The following is a 25,432-nucleotide window of genomic DNA, read 5'->3' on the forward strand; positions in this document are numbered from 1 at the left end:
AAAAGAGGATTGTCATGAGCATTTCAGAAATAAAAAAGCAAAAAGCCTACGACAAAACCCAAGGGGTGTGCATTATTTGCGGCAGACAAGTGGGCGTCAGCGAAAAATGGTCGGTAGAGCATTACATACCACGCGCCATTTACAAATGGATAGACAATCAAGAGCTAAAAAACAAATTAGAAAGCATTGATAATTTATTCATCGTACACGCCTACTGCAATTTCCAAAAAGATTCCAGCCTGCCCACCAGCAAATTGATTGACGAACTGCCCATCAACGAAGCCCTACGTGCCGATATTCATCAGCTTTATAAAAGCGTAAAAAGTCACGTTTTAGAATACAAAGCCATGAAACAAAGCGTATGGGATTGTCAGCAACACAAATGCGTTTTTTGCCACAAAGAAATCACGCTCAGAAATTCCATTTTACGCCGTAAAAACAACAAACTAACCCGTTTCAGAGAAAACGCCATGTGTTTGTGCTTCAAATGCAGCATCCGCGCAGGCAATCAGCACTATAAGCACCGAATGGTTAAAAAGAAGCAACTGTAAACAAACGCAGCCTGAAAACAATTTTTCAGGCTGCAATTTCTTGGAGCGTCGGCGGCTCACCGACATTTTCCCCTATACCGCTTATTAACTTTTCAAACTACCTAAACGCTTTGTTATCAAGCAGAAAACCCCATTTTCAGATATAATAGCGCGTTCGTTTCAGGCAGCATTTACCCCTATCGCAGCCTGAAAAATCCCACAGCATTTTGAAAGACAAATGATGAAAATCACCAGTTTTGGCAAAGTCCTTTGGGACAACTTTCCCAACTACAAAGTCCTAGGCGGCGCACCCCTAAACGTATTAGTCCGACTCAGCGCATTAGGCGCAGATTGCAGCTTAATCAGCCGCTGCGGCAACGACCAAGACGGCGAAGCATTGCTCAAGCAAGTTCAAAACACCATCGCCACCGATTTAATCCAAGTGGACAACCAATACCCCACCAGCCTCGTAAACGTTCAATTAGACAAACATGGCAACGCCAGTTACGACGTCGTTTACCCCTGCGCGTGGGACAACATCGCCGCCACCGAAGCCGCCAAAACCCGAATCGCCCAATCAGACGCATTCATTTACGGCAGCCTAGGTGTCCACGACGAACGTTCACGCCAAGCTCTGAACGAACTATTGCCACACGCCAAATTCAAAATATTCGACGCCAACTTGCGTAAACCGCATTACGACATCAACCACTTGCACGAGATGATGAACCAAGCCGATTTCATCAAACTCAACGACGACGAGTTATACGAAATCGCCGCCGCACTCGGTTCGCCCTATCACGGTTTAGAACAACACATTCACTATCTCGCCGAACACACGCAAACGCAGCATTTCTGCATTACCTTAGGCGGATACGGCGCACTGTATTACCGCAACGGCGAAATCTTCGCCCACCACGGCTATCGCGTGAACGTTATCGATACAGTCGGCGCAGGCGATAACTTTTTAGCAGGCTTTATCTACCAATTCCTGCAACACAAAGAACCCAAAGAAATGCTTGCCTTTGCCTGTGCATTAGGTGCGATTGTCGCTTCACAGCGCGGCGCAACCCCAGAAGTTTCCATGAACGATATTTTGACGTTTATGAATCCGCAATAATGGTTTTCAGGCTGCGTTTTAACTTTCAGGCAGCCTGAAAACATAAAATTTCACAATTCATTAAAAAGTACCCAAAACATGACCGAACAAACACAAAACCCCCAACAAGAATACGGCGCAGACAGCATTCAAGTATTAGAAGGCTTGGAAGCCGTCCGCAAACGCCCCGGTATGTACATCGGCGACACGCAAGACGGCTCGGGCTTGCACCACATGGTGTTTGAAGTGCTGGATAACGCCATTGATGAAGCACTCGCAGGGCATTGCGACAACATCACCGTAGCGATTAACGCCGATGAATCCATCACGATTGAAGACAACGGGCGCGGCATTCCCACAGGCATTCACCCCAAAGAAGGGCGTTCTGCTGCCGAAGTGATTATGACGATTTTGCACGCGGGCGGTAAATTTGATAACAACAGCTACAAAGTGTCAGGCGGTTTGCACGGCGTGGGCGTGTCTGTTGTGAATGCGCTGTCGGATTGGCTGAAATTGACGATTTGGCGCGACGGCAAAGAGCATTTTGTGGAATTTCATCGCGGTGAAACGGTAGAGCCGCTCAAAGTCGTGGGCGATTGCGACCCGAACAAACACGGCACGCGCGTTCAATTTTTAGCCAGCGAAGAAACGTTTGGTTTGGTGCAATACAAATTTGAAACGCTCGCCAAACGTATCCGCGAATTATCATTTTTAAACAATGGTGTCAAAATTGAATTGTTTGATAAACGCGACGGCAAACACGAAAATTTTGCCGAAAGTGGCGGTGTAGTCGGTTTTGTACAATACACGACTGGCAGCAAAAAACCGTTACATGACAAAGTGTTTTACGCGATTGGCGAAAAAGACGGCATGACTGTGGAATGCGCGATGCAATGGAACGAAAGTTACCAAGAATCGGTGCAATGTTTCACAAACAATATTCCGCAACGAGACGGCGGTACGCATTTAACCGCGTTGCGCCAAGTGATGACGCGCACCATCAACAATTATATTGATAAAAATGAAATCGCGAAAAAGGCGAAAATTGACACATCGGGCGATGATATGCGCGAGGGTTTGACTTGCGTGTTGTCGGTGAAATTGCCTGATCCGAAATTCAGTTCGCAAACCAAAGATAAATTGGTGTCTAGTGAAATCGCGCCTGTTGTGAATGAGGTGTTATCGCAAGCCTTGTTTGAGTTTTTGGAAGAAAATCCGAATGACGCGAAAATCATTTGCGGCAAAATCGTGGAAGCGGCGCGTGCGCGTGAAGCAGCACGAAAAGCGCGTGAAATGACGCGCCGTAAGGGTGTAATGGACGGTTTGGGCTTACCTGGCAAATTAGCAGATTGTCAGGAAAAAGACCCTGCGTTATCAGAACTTTATCTTGTGGAGGGCGATTCGGCAGGCGGTTCGGCAAAACAAGGGCGCGACCGCAAATTCCAAGCGATTTTGCCGTTGAAAGGTAAAATTTTGAATGTGGAACGTGCGCGTTTTGAGCGTATGTTGGCGAGTCAGGAAGTGGCGACGCTGATTACTGCGCTGGGGACGAGCATTGGCAAGGAAGAATTTAATCTGGAAAAATTGCGCTATCATCGCATCATCATCATGACCGATGCGGACGTGGACGGCGCGCACATTCGCACGTTGTTGCTGACGTTTTTCTATCGCCAAATGCCTGAATTGGTGGAACGCGGTTACGTTTATATTGCGCAGCCGCCATTGTATAAAGCCAAGGCTGGCAAAACTGAGCGTTATTTGAAAGACGAGCAAGAGAAAGATGAATTTTTGCTCGGTTTGGCAATTGATAAGGCGCAAATCGTTTCAGGCAGCCGTGTTTTGGAAGGTGCGGAATTGGAACGCGTGGCAAAACAATTCTTGCGCGCGCGAAACACGATTGCGGAAGAAAGCCGCGTGATTGACGCTGGCGTGCTGCACGCGCTGCTGGAAATCGACGCGATTGATTTGTCGTCTGCGGAACACGCGCAAGCGGCTTTGGCGGCGTTGAACAGTCATTTAACGCAAGACAACGATGTTTCTTTGGCATATGTGGCGGGCAATGACGGCGAGCATTATCTGCAAATCACGCGCCAGTTGCACGGCAATGTAGCCGTGTCGTATCTCGACCAAAAATTTGTGGACAGCAAGGCTTATCAAATTTTGCTGAAAACATCGCAGCAACAACGCGAATGGCGCGATTGTGCGGATTTAGTCTTGAAAAAAGGCGACGCAGAAGCGCAGCCAGTTCGCAATTTTGAAGCGGCGTTGGACGTATTGATGACGGCAGCTCAAAAAGGCTTGATGATTCAGCGATACAAAGGTTTGGGCGAGATGAACCCAGAGCAGCTTTGGGAAACGACCATGGACCCAACGGTTCGCCGTTTGCTGAAAGTGCGCATTGAAGACGCGATTGCGGCTGATGAGACGTTTGTTACCCTGATGGGCGATGAAGTTGAACCGCGCCGTAACTTTATTGAAGCGAATGCTTTGGTCGCGCAAAATATTGATATTTAAAAGCGAAATGCAGCCTGAAAACAAAAAACCGTCATTCTGAAATCAGAATAACGGTTTTTCTATTTATTTTTTAATGGAATTACGTTCTGCAGCTAATTGATGCAACGTTTTCTTAGCTGGCGTGATTGGCACATGGTTTTGCGTCCAGCTCAATTGCCAAGGTGGGGTTAAGCTACGGAATGTCGTCGCTGCCCAGCCTAATGTGCGGTAGGCTTTGTTCATACTAAACGAGCCACTGAACACGCGCCAAGCCATGTGTTCGCCCAAACTGTGTGATGCACCCTGCCCTTTGATTGGGTGTTTCACTTCTTCTTTTGGCGAGCGTTGCGCTTCAATACGCAAATTCATCATTTGCTCAGTAATCGGGATTTTCACTGGGCAAACTTCTGCACATGCGCCACACATTGAACAAGCGGTTGGCAAATCACGGGTTTTATCTAAGCCAAGCATATGTGGCGACACGATTTCTCCGATTGGACCTGGGTAAGTGGTGCCGTATGCTGCGCCACCAATGCGCGTGTAAACAGGACAGTGATTCATACACGCACCGCAACGGATACATTGCAAAGTACGGCGCATTTGGTCTTCTGCGAAGGCTTGTGTACGACCGTTGTCCAACAGCACCAAGTGCATTTCTTGCGGACCATCCAGCTCTTCGCTGCGGCGAGGACCTGTAATCATGTTGAAATAAGTGGTGATTGGCTGACCAATCGCGCTGCGTGGCAACAAGCTGAACAATGGTGCAACGTCTGACAATTTAGCCACCACTTTTTCAATGCCTGTGATGGCGATGTGGATAGGCGGGACAGTTGTCGATAAGCGACCGTTGCCTTCGTTTTCCACCAAGCACAATGTACCTGTTTCGGCTACGGCAAAGTTCACACCGCTCAAGCCTACGTCTGCGCTGCGGTAAATATCGCGCAAGGCGTTACGTGCAAAGCCTGTTAATTGGTCCACATCATCTGTTAATGGTGTGCCTAAGTTTTGGTGGAACAATTCGCTGACTTGTTCTTTGGTTTTATGAATTGCTGGCATCACAATGTGAGTCGGTTTTTCGCCAGCCATTTGCACAATAAATTCGCCCAAATCGCTTTCCACAGCGCGTATAGATTTGCTTTCCAAATAATGGTTTAGCTCAATCTCTTCGCTGACCATGGATTTGCCTTTAACCATCAATTTGCCATTATGTGTTTCCATAATGCCGTAGATGATTTGTTGTGCGTCTTCAACAGTTTCTGCCCAGTGAACGCGTACGCCCAACTTGGTTAAATTAGATTCCAGTTGTTCCAACAAATCAGGCAAACGAGCCAATGAACGTTGGCGCACGTGTTCTGCCAAAGTACGCAACATTTGCAATTCTTGTTCGTCTGACAAGATGTTTTTGCGGCGTGTCATCAGCATGTCCATCGCGGTGCGCAAACTTTTACGCAACGGCAAATCGGCTAGGGCTGCTTCTGAATTTTGTTTGAACGTTTCTGGACGGGGATGAAAATGAACGGTTTGTTGGTTCATGATTGTGTTCTTTCTTTTATTATTTTTCAGGCTGCCTGAAAATTATAGTTGTTTAAAATGAAAATGAGACAAGGCGACAATGTCCGCCGTGTGCGAATAGCATATAAGGACATTGGCAACGCCGTATCATTGAAATTTTAAGCAACTATTATTCTGCTAAGTCTTCCGCTTTGATGTGTTTTGGCAACACAGCCAACACCACCAAATCGCGCGGACCGTGCGCACCATAAGCCAGCGTCAATTGAATATCAGCCGTTTTTGACGGACCTGACACCAAAATCGCATTGGTTGGCATATTGTCAGCCAATTTTTCGCCTTGCAACGCAGCGTAGAACGTACCGTACATTTTGCTGGTATCAAACAAGCAAATATGCACAGGAGGAACCAAGCTCAAAGTGCGCGGTTGCTCTGGTGAAGACAACAACATCAATGTGCCAGTGTTTGCAATACCGCAATGCGCTGCGCTGAAACCTGCCGAAATATCCAAGAACATTTCATCTTTCCAGCTATCAATCGCTGTATCAAACGCTTTAGTGGCAATATTTGCAGCCTGAAACGCTTTTTGTGCGCGTGTGCCATCTGCGGTTTGTGGCAACAACACGTTTTTCAATTCTTTTTGCTTGGCAACTTCTACTAAAGCCGTTTCCCAATCGTTTTCATGCACCCAGAAAATCTCTGTTTTCACCGCGCGCATGGCTTTTGCCCAGTGCTTCAAACGTTCAACATCGTTTTCCCATTCAGGCGACATTTCTTGGTAGTACTCTTCAGTTTGTGGTTCAGCCATTGGGTACGCATTCGCTTTACGTAGTTTAGCTAAAATATTATCGCGCGCGCTCATGCTTTACCTCCCGTGCGTTCCAACAAGAATGTGGCAATGTGTTTTGGTTTAGGCATATCTGGTTCATCTTTGGCGATTTTGCCGCCAATGTTCAACATGCAACCGCAGTCTGCGCTCACAATTTCCACTGCTTGCGTGTCTTTCAATGCCGCCACTTTATCCGTAACCATCGCACCCGCAATATCAGGGTGTTTCACAGAGAACGTGCCGCCAAAACCGCAGCATTCGCTTTCATGGTCATGCACCACGCGTTCCACATTTTCCAAGCTATCAATCAATTTCCAGCCTGTGTTATGAACGCCCATTTCACGGCGAGCAGCACAAGAAGTATGCACGGCAACTTTGATTTTATCGCCACTCTTGTCTACAGGCTGATAACCAATCGCCACCAAGAAATTAGTAAATTCTACAATACGACCCGCCACTTCTTTAGCGCGTGATTCGTATTCGCTGTCTTTAAACAGATTTGGCCAGTGGTGTTTCATCATGCCGCCGCAAGAGCCAGACGGTACAACAATCGGATAGTTTTCAGGGAACAAGTCCAGTTGCGCTTTCGCCACTTCAAACGCTTCTTTTGGGTGTCCAGAAGAATACGCAGGCTGACCGCAACAGCTTTGTCCCATTGGGAAATGCACGGTAATGCCTTGTTGCTCAAGCAACGTCATCGCGTCCATGCCTGCTTCGGGCATAATCATGTCTACTACACATGTACCGAAAAAATACACGTCGCTAGGTTTGTCCATTGGGGGAGTGTTTAGATTATTCATTTTGATTATTCTGGGTGGTTTATGTTTTGGGGAAAATGCCTGATTAGGCGTGTAATTTTGCGCTACTTTATGTAATTACGTGTAAGGTGTCAAGGCAGAATAACCTTATATTTAATAGCGCAATAATAAAGTCATTTTAAATAAATCTATTTACGCAACAATGAATTAGTTATAAAGAATTAGATTGGAGATAATTACAATAGTCGGTTGTTTTGTAATTTCGTTTCAATAAAAACAAGTATGTAGTTGGAATGAAATTTCAGGCTGCAATTTAAAATTTGCATTTAAAAATTAAATCTTACAAACCAAATCATTAGCCACGATTAAAAACAGATTTTAAATTCATCAATATTAAATTTACTACATTGCCTGTTTTCTTGTGATATTAAACTACAATCAAAACACGGTTTTCAGGCAGCCTGAAAACCGTGCATTTTTATTTTTCAGGCTGCGATTTGAACACAAATTTCAGCCCCACCAAAACCAACACCAGCAAGCCAATCAACGGTAAACTTCCACCCAATTTCATATACAGCGTTTCCCCACTTCGCCCCTGCACCGCGCCCTCCAAAACCGCTTCCGTATCAGGCTGCGCTTGCGCCACCACTTCCCCTTTGTGCGACACAATCGCCGTTGCCCCCGTATTGGTTGCGCGAATCATCGTGCGCTCCAATTCCAACGCCCGCGTTTGCGATTGCTGCAACTGCTGCCACATCGCATTAGACGCGCCATACCAAGCCATATTGCTCGCATTCGCCAACAGTGTCGATTCACGCGCCGAAGCAATCAATTCATCGCCAAACCCGTCTTCATAACAAATATTAAACGCCACTTTCTGCCCAGCCATTTCAAACGGCTTTTGCCCCACGCCACCGCGCTGAAAATCCGCCAACGGCATGTTCATGATTTTGTATAACGGATTTGTGAGAGCAGGCAACGGCTTGTATTCCCCAAACGGCACCAAATGATTTTTCGCATACAACGCCATTTTTTCAGGCTGCGTTTCATCGTATTGCGACAACAAAACCATCGCATTCAAATAATTCGCCTCGTCCGCTGTAAACACAGGAACGCCCACCGCCAACGCGCTGCTATTTTGTTTCGCCGCTCGCGCAAACGCATTCAAAATTTCAGGCTGCGTGTTTTGCAAAAATTGCGGAAACGCCGTTTCAGGCAGCACAATAATTTGCGCCTTGCTCTGTGAAACTTGGTTGTAATAACGGCGATACGTTTCAGGCAGCGCGTTTTCATCAAATTTTAATTGCTGCGAAATATTGCCCTGCGCCAGCGCGACTGTCGTTGTGTCGCCAATCGGTTGCGTCCACTCCACCGTTTTCAAAATGCAGCCTGAAAACAACACACCCACAATCGCCGCAGCCGCCGCAATACGCTGTTTCACAAAAGAATTGTCCACAAGCAAAACCAACCACGCACTCACGGCAGCGGTTAGCAACGTAACCAAATGAATGCCACTCACTGGCGCAAATCCTGCCAACGGGCTGCCGCTTGCGATTTGCGAATAACCCAACGCGCCCCAGCCAAATCCTGTTAAGACACGTTCGCGCGCAAATTCCGCCAACGTCCAAATCATCGGCAGCGCAACGCCAATGCGCCAACCGCGTGGCAAATGGTCAAATTTTCCCAACCCCCAAAATGTGGCGGCTGGGTACAACGCTAAAAACATCGGCAGCAAAAATGTAAGTGGAATGGCGAAGACGTTGGATAAACCTGAAACATCATGCAAAGCCGTGTGAATCCACCAAAATTGTGTCGCGTAAGCCACCACGCCAAACCAATATGCAGACGATACGCGGCGATGCGGTTTCAGTTCCGTCAAACGAATCAGCGCACCAAACAACAGCGGCATGAGCCAGAATTGGTAATACGGTGCGAAGGTAAACGGTGTAGCGGCGGCGATTAGCGTTAGCACGAAGAAATAAACTGGCGGTTTTTGCCAAAAGGAATCTAGTTTTGCGAACATGGTTTTTAGGCTGCGTGAGGATTAAAGAAAAGAAGAAATTATAGCGTGAATATAAAAAATGCAGCCTGAAAATAGGTTTTCAGGCTGCAATAAATGCTATCTGCCTATCCAAAATCCAAACTATAATATGAGCTTAAATTTTTACTCACTTTAAGGATGTTTCATCATGTTTTTTGACCATATTCAGGCTGCTCCAGCTGACCCTATTTTAGGCTTAGGCGAAGCATTCAAAGCCGAGCAACGCAGCGAAAAAGTAAACTTAGGCATTGGCGTGTATAAAGACGCGCAAGGCAAAACCCCGATTTTAAAAGCCGTTAAAGAAGCCGAAACACGCCTATTGGCACAAGAAAACACCAAAAATTATTTAACCATTGACGGCGTGGCTGCTTACAACGCCGCGACACAAGTTTTATTATTTGGCGAAAACCACGAAATCATCGCCAACAAACGCGCCAAAACTGCGCAAAGTTTAGGCGGCACAGGCGCATTGCGTATCGCAGCCGAATTCATCAAACACCAATCAGGTGCGAAAAAAGTGTGGATTTCCGCCCCAACATGGCCAAACCACAACGCCATTTTCAAAGCGGTTGGCATGGAAATTGCCGATTATCGTTATTACGACAAAACCACTCATAGCCTAGACTGGGACGGCTTATTGGCAGATTTGGCACAAGCAGAACGCGGAGATGTGCTGTTATTGCACGGCTGCTGCCACAACCCAACAGGCATCGACCCAACGCCTGAACAATGGGAAAACTTAGCAAAAATGTCCGCAGAAAAAGGCTGGTTGCCATTGTTTGACTTCGCCTATCAAGGTTTCGCCAACGGCTTGGAAGAAGACGCATACGGTTTACGCGCATTCGCCCAACACAATCCAGAAATGCTGATTGCCAGCTCGTATTCCAAAAACTTCGGCATGTATAACGAACGCGTGGGCGCATTCACTTTGGTTGCCGCCAACGAAGAAACCGCCGTTCGTGCATTCAGCCAAGTAAAAACCATTATCCGCACACTGTATTCCAACCCAGCTTCACACGGCGGCACAACCGTTGCCATAGTGTTGCAAGACGCTGAATTGAAAGCGCAATGGGAAGCTGAATTGAACGAAATGCGCGCACGAATCAAAGCCATGCGCCAAAAATTTGTCGATTTGCTCAAAGAATGCGGCGCGGAACAAGATTTCAGCTTTATCGTGCAACAAAATGGCATGTTCTCGTTTAGCGGTTTGACTGCGGAACAAGTGGACAGACTGAAAGACGAATTTGCGATTTATGCCGTACGTTCAGGACGCATTAACGTGGCAGGGATTACGGATGACAATATTCGTTATTTGTGTGAAAGCATTGTGAAAGTGTTGTAAGAAAAAGCAGCCTGAAAAACCATTTTCAGGCTGCTTTTCTATTTTCAGGCTGCAACAGCCGTTTTCTTACGTGGGCGTGATTTTCTAAACGACAATTTCGCTTTCTGCGTCTTCTCGTCCCAATCCACCAACACAAAACCACCGTCCGTCAATTTGCCAAACAGCAACTCATCGGCCAACGCCTTACGAATTTGCTCTTGAATCAAACGGTGCATAGGACGTGCGCCCATTTGTGGGTCAAAACCTTTTGCCGCCAAATGTTTACGCATCGCGTCGCCAAATTCTGCCACCACTTTTTTGTCCGCCAACTGCGCTGCCAACTGCGCCAAAAATTTATCCACCACTTTCGCAATGATTTCAGGCGACAACGGCGCAAACGGAATAATCGCATCTAAACGATTGCGAAATTCAGGCGTAAACAATTTTTTGATGTCCACCATTTCATCGCCGCGCTCGCGTTTGCTGATAAAACCAAAACTCGGTTTGCTCAACGCTTCCGCGCCTGCGTTGGTTGTCATGATGATGATGACATTGCGAAAATCCGCGCTGCGTCCCGTGTTGTCCGTCAATTTGCCCGCGTCCATCACTTGCAGCAACACATTGTAAATATCGCGGTGCGCTTTCTCAATTTCGTCTAGCAGCAAAACACAATGCGGCTGTTTGTTAATACATTCCGTCAGCAAACCGCCTTGTTCAAAACCGACATAGCCTGGTGGTGCACCAATCAAACGCGAAACCGCATGCGCTTCCATATATTCAGACATATCAAAGCGTTGCAACGGCACGCCCAATTCCGTCGCCAACTGTTTCGCCACTTCCGTTTTGCCCACACCAGTCGGACCGCTAAACAAAAAACTGCCAATCGGTTTTTCAGGCAGCCCCAAACCTGAACGCGACATTTTTACAGCAGAAACCAGCGCTTCAATCGCATTATCCTGCCCAAAAACTTTGCGTTTCAGCGTATCGGCAAGCGTTTTCAAAACCTGTTTGTCATCGTGCGAAACCGTTGTTTCAGGGATTCGGGCGATTTTGGCGACAATGCGTTCAATTTCCGCCTTGTTGATTTGCGTTAAACGATTTTCAGGCAGCGCGATTCGTTGCGCCGCGCCTGCTTCGTCAATAATATCAATGGCTTTGTCAGGCAAAAAACGCTCGTTGATGTATTTTGCCGACAATTCAGCGGCTGCCTGAAACGCCTCGTCCAAATATTCAACGCTGTGATGTTGCTCAAACATCGGGCGCAAACCTTGCAAAATTTGCACCGTTTCCGCCACAGTCGGCTCAACCACATCAATTTTTTGGAAACGGCGACTCAGCGCGTGGTCTTTGTTGAACACGGTGCGATATTCTTCGTAAGTGGTCGCGCCAATGCAGCGCAGTTGCCCTTTCGCCAACGCAGGTTTGAGCAAATTACTCGCGTCCATATTGTTGCCTTGCGTGCTGCCTGCGCCGATAACCGTATGAATTTCATCAACAAATAAAACCGCGTTTTCCACTTTCGTCAATTCTTTCAGCACCGCTTTCAAACGCGCTTCAAAATCGCCACGATATTTCGCGCCAGCCAACAACGCGCCCATATCCAACGCGAAAACAGTTGCATTTGCCAACACGTCAGGTACTTGTTTTTGTTCAATTAAATACGCCAAGCCTTCCGCCAACGCCGTTTTGCCCACGCCAGCTTCGCCGACCAAAAGCGGATTGTTTTTACGGCGGCGACACAAAATTTGCAACACGCGTTCCATTTCCATTTTGCGCCCGATTAAGGGGTCAATGCGTCCCGATTGCACTTCTTCGTTTAGATTCACGGTGTAGGCGGCTAATGGGGCGTCTGCCAGCGCGTTATCTTCTTCCTCTTCTTGCGCATTTTTCAGGCTGCCTGAAAGGGGTTTGCCGTGCGAAAAATAACGCAGCAAATCTAAACGGTTTGCGCCGTGAAGTTGCAATAAATACACTGCTGGGCAGTTTTCTTCGTCCAGCAGCGCAATCAGGGCGTCTTCAGGCAGCACTTGGTCTTGTGATGAATGCTGAACGTGAATCATGGCGCGCTGCATCACGCGCTGAAAGCCTAATGTGGGCTGCGGTTCAAAATGGTCAAATTGCTGTTTATCGGGGAAAACGGGGGTGTTTTCGTCAATGTTTTCTTGCAATTGCACGGCAAGCAGCGCGGTTTCGACTTCGCATTGGCGCAAGGCTGCGTCAATGGTGGGCGAGTGTTGAATCAGTGCCAGCAATAGGTGCTCTAAGCCCACTAATTCGTGGTGCATATTGCGCGCTTGCTCATACATGATTTGCAAAATGTGTTCTAGTTCGCGTGAAATCATAGCGATAGTTCCTCGATGGTGCACATCAGTGGATAACCTGCGTCTTCGGCGAGCAGGTTTACTTGATATTGTTTGGTTTCGGCGATGTCGCGCGTGTATGCGCCACACAAACCTTTGCCGTTGTGGTGGACTTCTAGCATGATGGCGGTGGCTTGTTTTTCAGGCAGCCCAAACACATCGGTGAGAATGTTCACAACAAAATCCATGGGTGTGTAATGGTCGTTTAACAAAAATACGCCCCAGCGTTTGGGTGGCGTAAGTTTGTGTTTATTTGATTGGCGAGTTAGTTGTGATTGGCTCATTTTCTTGCTTCTGTGGTATTTATATGCGCATTTTAATGAAAAAACGGCGTTTTCCTAAATAAAACTTGACTACAAATTTTAACACAGTCAAAATAACACCAGCGTTAATCGTGCAATATATTAAATTGTGTTAATTTTTGCAGTAATCCAAAAACCCTTTTTGATAACTCACGTTACGCTGTATTATCAATTTTTTAAGAAAGTAAGATTTATGGCAACTGGTACTGTTAAATGGTTTAACGACGCTAAAGGTTTTGGTTTTATCACTCCTGATGAAGGTGGCGAAGATTTGTTCGCTCACTTCTCTGCGATTAACATGGAAGGTTTCAAAACATTGAAAGAAGGTCAAAAAGTTTCTTTTGATGTAACAACTGGTCCTAAAGGTAAACAAGCTGCTAACATCCAAGCAGCTTAATCCTAAAACCTTTATCGGTTTTTACCAAACAGCTAAGGCGGATTAATATAATCCGCCTTTTTTATATTTTCAGGCTGCCATAATAGGCAGCCTGAAAAATAACAGGATTATTTTCAATATGTCTGCAAAAGTTAAATTCTTTTTACTGTTTTTGCCTTTGGCTGCGATAGGCGTGGCGGCAACTTTGTTATTTTATCCGAAAAACAATGGATTGCCTTACAGAATTGTGGTTGAAAAAGGGCAAGGGATTTCTGCTGTAAGCCGCAAATTGGCTGATGACAAAAAAGTGTATAGCCGCCCCGTATTAATGGCAGCCGCTTATTTTTTAGGCGTACATGACAAATTAACCAACGGCAGTTATCGCTTGCCAGCACGTGTTTCGGCTTGGGAAATTCTGCAGAAATTGCAGAAAAACAGCCCCGATTCCGTGCGTGTGCAAATTGTAGAAGGCATGCGTTTTTCACAAATGCGCCGCGTGGTGAACCAAATGGACAATATTCGCCACGACACGAAAAACATGACAGACGAAGAATTGCTGCACAAAGTTACCCCCAATCCCCTTTCAGACAACCCAGAAGGCTTGTTCTTCCCAGACAGCTACGAAATTGCAGCAGGCAGCAGCGATTTGCAGATTTTCAAAGCATCGTACAAAGCCATGGAACGCGAATTGAAAGAAGCATGGGACGACCGAGATGCCGCGTTGCCCTATAACATGCCGTATGAATTGCTGATTATGGCAAGCCTGATTGAAAAAGAAACCGCACATGAAGATGACCGCCGCGATGTTGCCGCCGTATTCCGCAATCGATTAGAAAAAAACATGCGCTTGCAAACCGACCCGACCGTGATTTACGGCATGGGCAGCGCGTACACAGGGCGTATTCGCAAAGCCGATTTGCAGCGCGACACGCCGTACAACACCTACACGCGACACGGTTTACCACCTACGCCCATCGCCTTGCCGAGCAAAGCCGCTTTAGAAGCCGCCGCCAGTCCAGCCAAAAGCGATTATTTGTACTTCGTTTCACGCATGGATAACACAGGCAAAAGCCAATTCAGTCGCACGTTAGACGAACACAACCAAGCCGTTCGACAATATATTTTGAAGAAAAAATAAATTTTCAGGCTGTGTTTTAGTAAACGACGCTCCACTGCAAAAATTTCTGTCGCGTACTGAAAGGCAGCCTGAAAAATGTTAAAATCTTTGTTCCATTGAATTTTTTTGAAAGACACAAACCATGTTACTTCCAGAACAAGTAAAAGAACTGATTGCCAACGTAACCCCTTGCGAACACATTGAAGTAGAAGGCGACGGACACCACTTCTTCGCCAAAATCGTATCATCATCATTTGAAGGAAAAGCCCGTTTAGCGCGTCATCGCCTGATTAAAGACGGTTTAGCAGAACAACTGGCAAGCAATGAATTACACGCCTTGTCGATTTCCGTAGCTGCTACCCCAGCAGAATGGGCAGCGAAACAATAATATTAAGGCAGCCTGAAAAACAATCTTTCAGGCTGCTTTTTGCTAGAAAACATGAACCCATTTTTTACCCACCTATCCGCGTATTTGCTAGAGCAAAAGCAACTCAACCGCTCCCCCAACACCTTGCAAGCCTACGAAGCCGATTTGCAAGAACTCGCCGAATTGCTGCCTAAAAACCCCACGCGCCCCGATTTTATCGCCGCATTCAAACGCCTGTCCCAACGCGGACTCAGCGAAGCCACACTCGCCCGAAAACTCTCCGTATGGCGACAATATTGCGCCTATTTACAACGCATTGGCAGCCTGAAAACCAATCCCACACTCGGCATCAAAGCCCCCAAAATCCCAGAACGCCTCCCACGCGCTATCGACCGCGAAGTCCTCAACCAACTGCTCGACCAAGGCGACCCAGATGAACAAATCCTCTCTCTGCGCGACCAAGCTGTTTGCGAACTGATGTACGGCAGCGGCTTACGCTTAGCCGAACTTTGCAGCCTGAACGTGCAAGACATCTATTTAGACGCAGGCTGGGTAAACGTCATCGGCAAAGGCAGCAAACAACGCCAAGTGCCACTCACACGCCACAGCATAGAAGTTTTGCAAAAATGGCTCGCCGTCCGCCCCGAATTAACAGGCGAAACCGCCCTGTTCACAGGCATACACGGACGCAGAGTGGGCGCGCGCCAAATCGCCAAACGGCTAGAAAACTGGGCAAAACGGCGCAGCAGTCCGCAACACATATCGCCGCATATGTTACGACACAGTTTTGCAGGACATTTGCTGCAAGCCTCCCGAGATTTACGCGCTGTGCAAGATTTGCTGGGGCATGAAAATTTGTCCACCACGCAGATTTACACCAAGCTGGATTTTGACCATTTGGCGGAAGTCTACGACCAAAGCCACCCACGCGCTCATCGCAAAAAGAAAGAATAAAAAAGCAGCCTGAAAAGTTTTCAGGCTACTTTTAACTGGAACGTCGGTGGCTCACCGACACATTCTCAATGAAAAATAAAATCGTGATGATTAACGATGATGTCGGCGAGCCACCGACGCTCCATGTTTTATCGCGCATTTTCAGGCTGCCTGAAAATCAAAACAACCCACTAATCACCCCATTTTCATCTACATCAATCCGCTCTGCAGCAGGCACTTTCGGCAAGCCCGGCATTTTCATCATCGCGCCACACAACGCCACAATAAACCCAGCCCCAGCCGACACCGTCAAACCGCGCACGCTAATCGTGAATCCAGTCGGGAAGCCCAATAGTTTCGCGTTGTCACTCAACGAATACTGCGTTTTCGCCATACAAATCGGCAATTTATCTAAACCCAAACGCTCTAAATTCGCGATTTCCGCCGCCGCTTCCGCGCTAAATTCCACACCAGCCGCGCCGTAAATTTTCGTGGCAATCGCCGTGATTTTGTCGCGGATACTGTCGTTTACATCGTAGGCGAATGTGAATGGCTGTGCGTTTTGCTCAATCGCCGCCACCACTTTTTGCGCCAAATCCGCGCCGCCTGCGCCGCCTTTCGCCCACACTTCCGTTAGCGAAACTTCCGCGCCTGCCACGTTGCAGGCTGCCTGAATCGCCGCCAATTCCGCATCGCTGTCCGACACAAAACGGTTAATCGCTACCACAACTGGTAAACCGAACACATTTTTTAAATTGCTGATGTGTTTCAATAAATTCGGCAAACCGCGTTCCACAGCCGCCACATTTTCCGCGTTCAAATCGGCTTTTTCCACGCCACCGTTGTATTTCAACGCGCGAACCGTTGCCACGACTACGGCGCAATCGGGTTTCAATTTCGCCAAACGCGATTTGATGTCGCAGAATTTTTCCGCGCCCAAATCCGCGCCAAAACCTGCTTCCGTTACCGCGTAATCGCCCAAATGTTGCGCCAATCGTGTCGCTAAAACGGAATTGCAGCCGTGCGCGATATTGGCAAATGGTCCGCCGTGAACAAAGGCTGGGCTGCCTGAAATCGTTTGCACCAAATTCGGTTTAATCGCATCTTTGAGCAATGCCGCCATTGCGCCGTTGGCTTTCAAATCTTTGGCGTAAACGGGTTGATTATCAAAGGCATAGGCGACCAAAATATTGCCCAAGCGCGTTTTCAAATCCGCCAAATCTTTCGCCAAACAGAACACCGCCATCACTTCGCTGGCAACGGTAATATCAAAACCGTCTGGGCGGATGACGCCATCTGTCGGCTTGCCTAAACCGTTGATGATGTTGCGTAATTGGCGGTCGTTCATGTCCATGACACGTCGCCACATCACACGTTTGGGGTCAATATTCAGCGCGTTGCCTTGATAAATGTGGTTGTCCAACATCGCGGCAAGCAAATTATTCGCCGCGCCAATCGCGTGAAAATCACCTGTGAAATGCAAATTGATGTCTTCCATAGGCAACACTTGCGAATAGCCGCCGCCAGCTGCGCCGCCTTTGATGCCGAAAACGGGGCCTAAAGATGGTTCGCGCATGGCGACAACCGCTTGTTTGCCAATCAAATTCAGCGCGTCGGTCAAACCAATGGTAACGGTGGTTTTGCCTTCGCCTGCGGGGGTTGGGTTAATCGCGGTTACCAAAATCAGTTTGCCTTGTTTGGCTGGCAGCCTGAAAGCATCGGCTGGGTTGATTTTGGCTTTGTATTTGCCGTAATGCTCCAAATTTTCAGGCTGCAAACCGAGTTTAGCGGCGATTTCGTTGATGTGTTTGATTTCGGCAGCTTGCGCAATTTCTACGTCTGTTTGCATGATATTTTCCCTTTGTAGATTAAAAACAGATTGGCTATTTTAACGTAATTTGCTAAATTTAAAATGATTTCAGGCAGCCTGAAAAGGATAAATGATGTTGAAAAAATGGGTTTTATGGAGCATTCGCGCGTATCAAAAATACGTGTCGCCGAGAAAGGGATTTAGCTGCGCGTATCGTGTGGTTTACGGCGGCTGCGGTTGCTCGGGCGTGGGTTATCGCTTGATTCGGCGGTTTGGGGTGTTTTCAGGCTGCATTTTGTTGCGGCGGCGATTTGCGCATTGTCGGTTTGCTTATGAGCATTTTTGTAAGCCGACGCAATCGCTGAGCATGGGCAAATTTCAGCGTGGTTTTTGTGATGTGCCGTGTGATATTCCGTGCGACGGGGATTGTGGTTTGACCAGCACGCAGTCGGATTGTTTAGATGCTGGGTGCAATTGCATGAATTGCGGTGGAGAAGTGGGCAGCTGCCGCGATGAGCAGCCGCGTGAGCCGAAAAAGAAACCTATTCGTGTGCCGAATTTGGCTGGGTCTGATGATGAATGAGTTTTCAGGCTGCAAATGCAAAAAGGGACAGTAATCAATCCTGTCCCTTTTTTTTACAATCGCAGCCTGAAAAACTTAATTCGCTACACGCGTATTTGCTTTAACAGCAGCCACCACGTCCATGCCAAACAACGCATTAATATCCGTTTCATCAAACGTATAATGCTCGTTGCAGAAATCGCAATCCACGGTAATGCTGCCCTCTTCTACCACAGCCACACCCACTTCTTCGCCACCCAACATCAGCAACATATCGCTCACTTTTCCGCGTGAACACGTGCAAGCAAATTCCAACGCTTCAGGTTCAAACACACGTGGCGGCGTTTCGTGGAACAAGCGATACAACACATTCTGCGCGTCCAAATTCAACAATTCAGTTTCCGTCAGCGTTTCAGACAGCGTGCAAACGTGTTGCCAAGAATCGTTATCCAATTCCTGCTCAGGCAAGCGTTGCAACAGCAAACCGCCCACGTTTTCATCATCAGAAGCCAGCACAATATAAGTATCCAACTGCTCAGAACGCGCCATGTAGTTCATCAAAATATCGGAAATTTTGCCGCCTTCCAATGGCACAACGCCTTGCCACGGCTCGCCTTCTTTTGGTTGCACCGTCAAAACAAACACGCTATTTTCGCCCAGCAAAGTGGTTAAATCCGTATCATCAGCGATTTGCGCCGTTTCATCGTAACGTGCCGTTGCACGAACCGTGTGTTCAGAAGTCGCTTCCACCACCAGCATTTTCAACACGCCCTGCCCTTGCACTTGCACAATCAGCGTGCCGTCTAATTTCAAATTGCTCGACAGCAAGCTGCCAGCCGCCAATAATTCGCCCAATGCGCGGCGAATAGCAATGGGGTAATGTTTGCCCGAAACAATGTGTTGCCAAACGTCTTGCAAGTGAACGTGTAAACCGCGCACGGGGAAATCATCAAAAATAAAACGTGTGCGTTGGTTAAAAGAATCTTGAGCCATTTTTTGAACTTTCTATCAGTTATGTTTTATGATAGCCCTTATATGGTTTCACGCAGCCTGAAAATCAAGGATTGCAGCAAAATATTTGTTAAAATAAGTTTTTTTCAACACAAGGTTTCAGGCAGCATGGACACATTATTCAGCATGAAAGTATTTTGCCAAGTTGTACAAAGCGGCAGCTTCACACGCGCCGCAGACTTGCTAGACATTTCCATTCCGATGACGAGTAAACACGTTGTTCATCTGGAAAAACACGTGGGTGCACAACTGCTGTATCGCAACAATCGCAGCCTGAAACTCACAGAGCAAGGCGAAAGCTATTATCAAGACTGCTTAACCGCTTTGGACGTGCTGGAGCAAGCCGCCGCGCAAGCCACGCAAGGCACAAAAATGCCACAAGGCACGCTGCGAATCAGCGCACCCGTTTGGTTTGCTTGCGATAGGTTCGCGCAACTGATTGCTAAATATTGCGAGCAATATCCGAAAGTTGAACCCGTGCTGACGTTGAGCAACCGCCATGTGGATTTGAACAGCGATGGCGAAGACATTGCACTACGTTTGTCGCACAGTTTGGCAGAAAACATTATTGCGCGACCACTCGGCGTGATTCCGTTTTACTTAGTCGCCACGCAGCAATATTTGGCGAAACACGGACACCCAAAAACGGCAGAAGACTTCGCGCAACACAACGCCATTTTGCCGTCTTACACCGATATGAGTCAGCAAAAAGTGGCATTGGGCGGCGAACAAATCACGCTTCAGTTGCATGGCAAAATTCAGAGCAACCACACACAAATGGTCGCTTCTATGATTTACGCCCATGCAGGCATTGGTTATATGCCAGCGTGGTTGGCTGATGAAGACTTGTCCACAGGCAAACTCGTGAATTTGCTGCCTGAACCGATTACCAATCCGCCGCTTTATGCCGTGTATGCCAAACGCCAGTTTATGAAAGCGACTGTGCGCAGTTTTATTGATTTTTTGGCTAAAGAATTGCAGCCTGAAAAATAAAAATAACGCAGCCTGAAAACATTTTTCAGGCTGCGTTTTTTCTTGTTTACCAATACCCCAAAACTTTCCACCACCCCAAACCAACGGTAGCAAAAATAATCAATTCCGCCACACTCATCACAAAGCCAGCCGTCCAAAATTCGCCCATGGTTGTGTAACCCGAGCCGAAAATCACAGGCGACACACCCGAAGCGTAGTGCGTCAAGCTTAACATAATGCCCGTGCCAGCCGCCAACATCAGCGCAAACAACATCGGCGGCGCACCCAAATGCAAGCCCACTGCATAAAACGCACCGAGCATGGCGGTAACGTGTGCTGTGCCGCTCGCAAAAATGTAGTGCGCATAAATGTAAACCACCGCCAACAACGCGCAAGCCCAATACCAGCTCAAGCCCAAATGCTCAATGCCTTGCCCCGCGGAATTAGACAGCCATTTGATTAAACCCAGTTGGTTCAGGAAATTTGCCATCATCACCAGCGCGGCAAACCAAATCACCAAGTCCCACGCGCCTTTTTCTTTTAGCACATCGTCCCAAGTCAAAACACCAGTCAGCAAAAACAGCGATAAACCCAAGAATGTGGTTGTAGGTGCATCAATTTTGATGCCGAGCAACGTGTCGGACAAACCTGCCCACAAAAACAACAGCACACCAAACACCGCTAACACAATTTTTTCCTGACTGCTCATTTTGCCCATCGCTTTGAGTTTTCCACGAGCCATCGCAGGCGCGTCAGGCGTGTTCACGATTTCAGGTTTATACATAAAAAACAGCACCAACGGCATGACCGCCATCGCCACCAACCCCGGCACAACCATGGCAACAAACCAAGTTGTCCAAGTCAGTTGCACTTCGTTATTGGTTGCTTTCGCAATCAATTCCGCTGCCAGTGGGTTTGGTGCGGTTGCGGTAACGAACATGATACAAGTGATGATGTTCGCGTGATAATTCACCAACGCGAGATAACGCCCCAAGCGGTTTTGCGTGCCTTTTTCGGGGTCAGAATCAAAGCTGGTTGCAATCGCTTTCATAATCGGGTGAACAATCGCGCCGCCGCGAGCCGTGTTGGACGGGGTAACGGGCGCAATCAGCAAATCGCTCAAACACAGGCTGTAGGCAATGCCAATCGTGTTTTTGCCAAACAGCGATAGGAATAAATAACCAATGCGCGTGCCTAAACCTGTTTTCAGCAAACCACGCGACAGCATAATCGCCACGCCAATCATCCAAATCAAGGTGCTGTTGAGTGGACTCAGCGCGTCTTTCACGGCTTGAACGTGCGGATTTTTAAACGGCAAGTTGGTTTTCGGGTCGATTTCGGGGACGGTTACTTGCAGCAGCGCGACAATCGTCATCGCCAAAATTGCCATTGCGCCGATGGGCATGGCTTTGCCGATAATGCCTGCAATAATGCCAATGAAAATGGCGAGCAAGTGCCATGCATTTGCGGCAACGCCTTCGGGCGTGGGAATGAACCAGATGATGAGCGTAATCGCTAACGCAACGGCTGCGGGTGTTTTTTGGAAACCCATGTGTTTACCTTTTTTGTTGAAATGAAGAAGAGTTTTTTCAGGCTGCAACCTGAAAAGAAAGCGCGTATTTTAAAGGATTTGTTTGCATTTTTTAACAAAAATCAGTAGCCTGTAAACTTACCCATAGGTCGGATTCTTGAATCCGACCTATGAACTGCTAACCCATGCAAAACGCAGCCTGAAAACATTATTTTCAGGCTGCGTTTTATTCGTAAACAGCATATTTCAGGCTGCTACATTTCTATCGCAGCCTGAAAACGTGTTTACCAGTAACCCAGCACTTTCCACCATACCAAACCGATAGTGTAGAAAATTGCCATATTCACAACACACATTACCAAACCTGCAATCCACCATTCGCCCATGGTTGTATAACCAGAGTTGTAAATCACAGGGGCTGTGCCTGTTGCGTAGTGAGTCAAGCCGAACATGATGCCAGTAGCCGAAGCCAAAATCAGAGCAAACAACATTGGCGGCGCACCCAAAGACAAGCCCACGGTGTAGAACGCGGCAAGCATCGCAGTAACGTGCGCTGTACCACTCGCGAACATGTAGTGAACCAGAATGTACACCACAGTCAAAATCGCACAAGCGGCTTGCCAGCTCAAGCCCATGCTTTGAATGTTGCTGCCCATCAGGTTAGAGAACCATTTGATGAAACCCAATTTGTTCAAGAAATCTGCCATCATCACCAACGCGGCAAACCAAATCACGGTGTCCCACGCGCCTTTTTCTTTCAACACGTCGTCCCAAGTCAAAACGCCTGAAAGCAACGCTAAAGACAAGCCCAATAATGTGGTGGTGGTGGCGTCGATTTTGATACCGAACAGCGCGTCAGTTGCACCTGCCCACAGCAACAGCAATAAGCCCAAAATCGCTAACATGATTTTTTCGCCTTTGCTCATCGCGCCTATTTCTTTCAGTTTTTCACTCGCCATGGCTGGAGCGTCTGGGGTTTTGATAACTTCTGGTTTATACAGATAGAACAGCACAATCGGCATAATCGCCATAGCAATCAAACCCGGTACAACCATTGCCAAGAACCAAGTTGTCCAAGACAAATGCACTTCGTTGCCTGTTGCTTCGGCAATCAGGTTTACAACCAATGGGTTTGGTGCGGTTGCGGTAACGAAGATGATGCAAGAAATCACGTTGGCATGGAAGTTCACCAAAGACAAATAGCGACCCAATTTATTTTGTGTGCCTTGCTCTGGGTCTGAACCGAAACTGGCAGAAATCGCTTTCATAATCGGGTGAACAATCGCGCCGCCACGAGCGGTGTTAGACGGTGTGACAGGTGCAATCAGGAAATCACACGCAGCCAAGCTGTACGCAATACCCAAGGTGTTTTTGCCAAACAACGACAAGAACAAGTAACCCAAACGTGTACCCAAACCTGTTTTCAAGATACCGCGCGACAGCATAATGGCGATACCAATCATCCAAATCAGCGAGCTATTGAGTGAACTCAACGCATCGTTGGCAGCCTGAACGTGTGGGGCTTTTGGTTTTTTGGCAGGTTTGGCTTCTGCTTTGACGGCAACTGGTGCGGAAGCGGTGGCAGGTTGCGCGGCTTTATCCGTTGCTTGCGCTGCGGCGGCTGGCGGCGCTTCTTTTTTTGGCGGTACAACGGTCACTTGCGTTAAAGCAACAATGGTAAACGCCAACATTGCCATTGCGCCGATGGGCAAGGCTTTGCCGATAATGCCCGCGATAATGCCGACAAACAATGCGAGCAAATGCCACGCGTTGTCGGACACGCCTTCGGGTGCTGGAATGAACCAAATGATTAGCGTTAAAGCTAATGCTATGGTGGCTGGAACTTTTTTAAAGCCCATGATTTCACCTCGTGAAAGTTAAAAAGAAACTTTTGGTTTTCAGGCTGCGTTTAGATACGCGACAATTCTTGCGTAGGGTGCACCGTGTGCACCATTTTCAACTGTAACTAATCTTTCAGGCTGCCTGAAAGGTTTTGGTGCGCGAGGCGCACCCTACAATTCTGCGTTTTTTGTCGTGTATTTTCAGACTGCCTGAAAAACTTAATTTAACGCGATTTTAAACAAAACCCGCGTCAATGTAACTTAAATTAACACTCTAGAATAAATTTCAGGCTGCCTTTAAAAAACGCCAAAACACTTTTTTCAGGCAGCCTGAAAGTTTTTTATGTGAATAAACCGCGTAGGTCGGATTCAAGAAGCCGACCTACGGCAAATTCATCAATCTTTTTTCTCTGGCAAACCGTACTCAATCGCGAACGTACGCATTGAGCTGGCAACCACAGTCGCCGCGCCCGTAATCAAGCCACAGCGACCTGCACCTGGCATGATGTTCACCAAATTTTGCAACGCACGCAAATCGTCAGGCGTGCTGATACCGTCGTCCACACGCGCAACCAAACGCGCCAATTGGAACGTACCGCCTTTGCAAGGAGGGCATTGACCGCAAGAGTTGTTGGCGAAAAACTGAATGTATTCAGCCGTTTTGCGAACAATGCTTGTGCCTTCTGAAATCACAATCATCGCGCCTGTACCCAAGCCTGATTGACGTTCACGCGCAGACACGAAGTCCAAAGGCACGTCCATGTCTTTCGCGGTCAGCAAATTGTTTGACGGACCGCCCATAAACACGGCTTTAAACAAGCGACCTTCCAACATGCCGCCGCCGTAGTTTTCAATCAATTCGCGCAAGGTGATACCCATTGGCAATTCGTACAAACCTGGGTTCAACACGTCGCCAGACAATGAATACAATTTTGTACCCACGCCGTTGGCACGACCCAAACCGCGATACCATTCTGCGCCGTTACGCAAAATGTGCGGAATGTTCGCCAAAGTTTCGGTGTTGTTCAACAAAGTTGGCTCGCCTGCCACGCCTTTTTGGAATGGGAATGGCGGTTTGCGTTGTGGGAATGGGAAACCACCGTTGAGCCATGAAATCACGGCGGTTTCTTCGCCGCCAATGTAGCGACCTGATGATTCGGTTACGCGAATGTTCAATGGTTTGCCCAAGTGCGCTTCAATGCGTTTGAACAAATCGTGTTGTTTCCATTGTTCAATCGCGGCGCGTGTGGCTGCCAAGGCTTCGGTCAAATGTGGGTTGATATACAAGATGACGTTGTTTGCGCGTGTGTAAACAGCGGCAATCAATGCGCCTTCAATCACTTGGTTTGGCGATTTTTCCAGCAAGAAACGGTCTTTGAATGTTCCTGGTTCGTCTTCGTTGGCGTTGCAGACAACGTAACGGTCGCCGCTTTCACTTGGGTTTTCTGCCATTGCTGTCCATTTGCGGTGAGTTGGGAAACCTGCGCCGCCCATGCCGCAGATGCCTGCATCTTCTAATACTTTGGCGATGTTATCGGGTGCGGTTAAGGCATTCAGCAAGCCTTCGCCACCGCCTACTGCTAACCATGCGTTTAAGTCTGAACCGACTAATCGACTTGGGTGCAGCAATACTTGGTTCAATTCATTGGTAGGATTCATGATGTTTATTC

21 protein-coding genes are annotated in these 25,432 nt (G+C 47.6%); 10 read left to right on the plus strand and 11 right to left on the minus strand.

The window, feature by feature from the left end:
- Positions 1 to 14: 14 nt before the first annotated feature.
- The 3 genes from QEO93_RS06180 (at position 15) to gyrB (ending at position 4,143) form a co-directional block, all read left to right on the plus strand.
- Positions 15 to 551, plus strand: coding sequence for an HNH endonuclease (locus tag QEO93_RS06180; protein WP_032137248.1), 537 nt, complete (start codon positions 15 to 17; stop codon positions 549 to 551).
- Between the two features lie 220 nt (positions 552 to 771).
- Positions 772 to 1,650, plus strand: a complete 879-nt coding sequence (locus QEO93_RS06185; RefSeq protein WP_032137249.1) for a carbohydrate kinase family protein — start codon at positions 772 to 774, stop codon at positions 1,648 to 1,650.
- A gap of 78 nt (positions 1,651 to 1,728) precedes the next feature.
- On the plus strand, positions 1,729 to 4,143 hold the full coding sequence (gyrB, locus tag QEO93_RS06190) for a DNA topoisomerase (ATP-hydrolyzing) subunit B (protein WP_032137250.1): 2,415 nt from the start codon (positions 1,729 to 1,731) through the stop codon (positions 4,141 to 4,143).
- Positions 4,144 to 4,206: 63 nt separating this feature from the next.
- Here gyrB and QEO93_RS06195 read toward each other — a convergent pair whose 3' ends face one another.
- The 4 genes from QEO93_RS06195 to lnt all read right to left on the minus strand — a co-directional run bounded on the left by QEO93_RS06195 (position 4,207) and on the right by lnt (position 9,241).
- Positions 4,207 to 5,655 carry a LutB/LldF family L-lactate oxidation iron-sulfur protein gene (locus QEO93_RS06195; RefSeq protein WP_032137251.1) on the minus strand — a complete coding sequence of 483 codons (1,449 nt, stop codon included), beginning with the start codon at positions 5,653 to 5,655 and terminating at the stop codon, positions 4,207 to 4,209.
- Between the two features lie 148 nt (positions 5,656 to 5,803).
- The gene (locus tag QEO93_RS06200) at positions 5,804 to 6,493 is read right to left on the minus strand and encodes a LutC/YkgG family protein (RefSeq protein WP_032137252.1); all 690 of its coding nucleotides are present in this window, start codon (positions 6,491 to 6,493) and stop codon (positions 5,804 to 5,806) included.
- Positions 6,490 to 7,260 carry a (Fe-S)-binding protein gene (locus QEO93_RS06205; RefSeq protein WP_032137253.1) on the minus strand — a complete coding sequence of 257 codons (771 nt, stop codon included), beginning with the start codon at positions 7,258 to 7,260 and terminating at the stop codon, positions 6,490 to 6,492. Before QEO93_RS06205 ends, QEO93_RS06200 begins: the two co-directional genes overlap by 4 nt.
- 436 nt (positions 7,261 to 7,696) lie before the next feature.
- Positions 7,697 to 9,241: an apolipoprotein N-acyltransferase gene (gene lnt / locus QEO93_RS06210; RefSeq protein ID WP_032137254.1), complete on the minus strand. Its 1,545-nt coding sequence runs from the start codon at positions 9,239 to 9,241 to the stop codon at positions 7,697 to 7,699.
- A 166-nt stretch (positions 9,242 to 9,407) separates the two neighbouring features.
- On the opposite strand from lnt, the gene QEO93_RS06215 reads away from it, so the two are divergent.
- Positions 9,408 to 10,601 (plus strand): amino acid aminotransferase, encoded by a 1,194-nt coding sequence (locus tag QEO93_RS06215; RefSeq protein ID WP_085815659.1) that lies wholly within the window; start codon positions 9,408 to 9,410, stop codon positions 10,599 to 10,601.
- Between the two features lie 44 nt (positions 10,602 to 10,645).
- On the opposite strand, the gene clpA is transcribed toward QEO93_RS06215, so the two are convergent.
- Entirely contained in the window at positions 10,646 to 12,922 is a 2,277-nt protein-coding gene (gene clpA, locus QEO93_RS06220) for an ATP-dependent Clp protease ATP-binding subunit ClpA (RefSeq protein WP_032137256.1), read from the minus strand.
- Positions 12,919 to 13,224, minus strand: coding sequence for an ATP-dependent Clp protease adapter ClpS (clpS, locus tag QEO93_RS06225; protein ID WP_032137257.1), 306 nt, complete (start codon positions 13,222 to 13,224; stop codon positions 12,919 to 12,921). Before clpS ends, clpA begins: the two co-directional genes overlap by 4 nt.
- A gap of 211 nt (positions 13,225 to 13,435) precedes the next feature.
- Between clpS and QEO93_RS06230 the strand changes: the two genes are divergently transcribed.
- From QEO93_RS06230 to QEO93_RS06245, 4 genes are all read left to right on the plus strand, one after another.
- Positions 13,436 to 13,639, plus strand: a complete 204-nt coding sequence (locus QEO93_RS06230; protein ID WP_032137258.1) for a cold-shock protein — start codon at positions 13,436 to 13,438, stop codon at positions 13,637 to 13,639.
- 118 nt (positions 13,640 to 13,757) lie between these two features.
- Positions 13,758 to 14,756 (plus strand): endolytic transglycosylase MltG, encoded by a 999-nt coding sequence (gene mltG / locus QEO93_RS06235; protein WP_032137259.1) that lies wholly within the window; start codon positions 13,758 to 13,760, stop codon positions 14,754 to 14,756.
- 121 nt (positions 14,757 to 14,877) lie between these two features.
- Positions 14,878 to 15,123, plus strand: a complete 246-nt coding sequence (locus QEO93_RS06240) for a BolA family protein (RefSeq protein WP_032137260.1) — start codon at positions 14,878 to 14,880, stop codon at positions 15,121 to 15,123.
- A 51-nt stretch (positions 15,124 to 15,174) separates the two neighbouring features.
- Positions 15,175 to 16,056 carry a tyrosine-type recombinase/integrase gene (locus QEO93_RS06245; protein WP_032137261.1) on the plus strand — a complete coding sequence of 294 codons (882 nt, stop codon included), beginning with the start codon at positions 15,175 to 15,177 and terminating at the stop codon, positions 16,054 to 16,056.
- A 157-nt stretch (positions 16,057 to 16,213) separates the two neighbouring features.
- Here QEO93_RS06245 and QEO93_RS06250 read toward each other — a convergent pair whose 3' ends face one another.
- On the minus strand, positions 16,214 to 17,884 hold the full coding sequence (locus tag QEO93_RS06250) for a formate--tetrahydrofolate ligase (RefSeq protein ID WP_032137262.1): 1,671 nt from the start codon (positions 17,882 to 17,884) through the stop codon (positions 16,214 to 16,216).
- A gap of 91 nt (positions 17,885 to 17,975) precedes the next feature.
- On the opposite strand from QEO93_RS06250, the gene yidD reads away from it, so the two are divergent.
- A complete protein-coding gene (gene yidD / locus QEO93_RS06255; RefSeq protein ID WP_052368747.1) occupies positions 17,976 to 18,428 on the plus strand; it encodes a membrane protein insertion efficiency factor YidD in 453 nt (150 codons plus the stop codon).
- A gap of 75 nt (positions 18,429 to 18,503) precedes the next feature.
- Here the strand turns inward: yidD and hslO are convergent, their stop codons facing one another.
- Positions 18,504 to 19,400: an Hsp33 family molecular chaperone HslO gene (hslO, locus tag QEO93_RS06260; protein ID WP_032137263.1), complete on the minus strand. Its 897-nt coding sequence runs from the start codon at positions 19,398 to 19,400 to the stop codon at positions 18,504 to 18,506.
- Positions 19,401 to 19,526: 126 nt separating this feature from the next.
- Between hslO and QEO93_RS06265 the strand changes: the two genes are divergently transcribed.
- A complete protein-coding gene (locus tag QEO93_RS06265; protein ID WP_032137294.1) occupies positions 19,527 to 20,411 on the plus strand; it encodes a LysR family transcriptional regulator in 885 nt (294 codons plus the stop codon).
- Between the two features lie 46 nt (positions 20,412 to 20,457).
- Here the strand turns inward: QEO93_RS06265 and QEO93_RS06270 are convergent, their stop codons facing one another.
- The 3 genes from QEO93_RS06270 to QEO93_RS06280 form a co-directional block, all read right to left on the minus strand.
- A complete protein-coding gene (locus tag QEO93_RS06270; RefSeq protein WP_032137264.1) occupies positions 20,458 to 21,942 on the minus strand; it encodes a DASS family sodium-coupled anion symporter in 1,485 nt (494 codons plus the stop codon).
- Between the two features lie 263 nt (positions 21,943 to 22,205).
- Positions 22,206 to 23,780 carry a DASS family sodium-coupled anion symporter gene (locus QEO93_RS06275; protein WP_032137265.1) on the minus strand — a complete coding sequence of 525 codons (1,575 nt, stop codon included), beginning with the start codon at positions 23,778 to 23,780 and terminating at the stop codon, positions 22,206 to 22,208.
- A gap of 378 nt (positions 23,781 to 24,158) precedes the next feature.
- Positions 24,159 to 25,421, minus strand: coding sequence for a complex I 51 kDa subunit family protein (locus tag QEO93_RS06280; protein WP_032137266.1), 1,263 nt, complete (start codon positions 25,419 to 25,421; stop codon positions 24,159 to 24,161).
- Between the last annotated feature and the right edge of the window lie 11 nt (positions 25,422 to 25,432).

The organism is Kingella negevensis (assembly GCF_030177895.1).
Classification (GTDB): Bacteria; Pseudomonadota; Gammaproteobacteria; order Burkholderiales; family Neisseriaceae; genus Kingella_C; species Kingella_C negevensis.

Coding starts and splice junctions, on each gene's coding strand:
- QEO93_RS06265 (WP_032137294.1), top strand. CDS start 19,527: ATGGACACATTATTCAGCATGAAAGTATTTTGCCAAGTTGTACAAAGC.
- lnt (WP_032137254.1), bottom strand. CDS start 9,241: ATGTTCGCAAAACTAGATTCCTTTTGGCAAAAACCGCCAGTTTATTTC.
- QEO93_RS06215 (WP_085815659.1), top strand. CDS start 9,408: ATGTTTTTTGACCATATTCAGGCTGCTCCAGCTGACCCTATTTTAGGC.
- QEO93_RS06270 (WP_032137264.1), bottom strand. CDS start 21,942: ATGGGTTTCCAAAAAACACCCGCAGCCGTTGCGTTAGCGATTACGCTC.
- QEO93_RS06275 (WP_032137265.1), bottom strand. CDS start 23,780: ATGGGCTTTAAAAAAGTTCCAGCCACCATAGCATTAGCTTTAACGCTA.
- QEO93_RS06245 (WP_032137261.1), top strand. CDS start 15,175: ATGAACCCATTTTTTACCCACCTATCCGCGTATTTGCTAGAGCAAAAG.
- clpA (WP_032137256.1), bottom strand. CDS start 12,922: ATGATTTCACGCGAACTAGAACACATTTTGCAAATCATGTATGAGCAA.
- clpS (WP_032137257.1), bottom strand. CDS start 13,224: ATGAGCCAATCACAACTAACTCGCCAATCAAATAAACACAAACTTACG.
- QEO93_RS06200 (WP_032137252.1), bottom strand. CDS start 6,493: ATGAGCGCGCGCGATAATATTTTAGCTAAACTACGTAAAGCGAATGCG.
- QEO93_RS06185 (WP_032137249.1), top strand. CDS start 772: ATGAAAATCACCAGTTTTGGCAAAGTCCTTTGGGACAACTTTCCCAAC.
- QEO93_RS06240 (WP_032137260.1), top strand. CDS start 14,878: ATGTTACTTCCAGAACAAGTAAAAGAACTGATTGCCAACGTAACCCCT.
- hslO (WP_032137263.1), bottom strand. CDS start 19,400: ATGGCTCAAGATTCTTTTAACCAACGCACACGTTTTATTTTTGATGAT.
- QEO93_RS06195 (WP_032137251.1), bottom strand. CDS start 5,655: ATGAACCAACAAACCGTTCATTTTCATCCCCGTCCAGAAACGTTCAAA.
- QEO93_RS06250 (WP_032137262.1), bottom strand. CDS start 17,884: ATGCAAACAGACGTAGAAATTGCGCAAGCTGCCGAAATCAAACACATC.
- yidD (WP_052368747.1), top strand. CDS start 17,976: ATGATGTTGAAAAAATGGGTTTTATGGAGCATTCGCGCGTATCAAAAA.
- QEO93_RS06205 (WP_032137253.1), bottom strand. CDS start 7,260: ATGAATAATCTAAACACTCCCCCAATGGACAAACCTAGCGACGTGTAT.
- QEO93_RS06180 (WP_032137248.1), top strand. CDS start 15: ATGAGCATTTCAGAAATAAAAAAGCAAAAAGCCTACGACAAAACCCAA.
- QEO93_RS06280 (WP_032137266.1), bottom strand. CDS start 25,421: ATGAATCCTACCAATGAATTGAACCAAGTATTGCTGCACCCAAGTCGA.
- QEO93_RS06230 (WP_032137258.1), top strand. CDS start 13,436: ATGGCAACTGGTACTGTTAAATGGTTTAACGACGCTAAAGGTTTTGGT.
- mltG (WP_032137259.1), top strand. CDS start 13,758: ATGTCTGCAAAAGTTAAATTCTTTTTACTGTTTTTGCCTTTGGCTGCG.
- gyrB (WP_032137250.1), top strand. CDS start 1,729: ATGACCGAACAAACACAAAACCCCCAACAAGAATACGGCGCAGACAGC.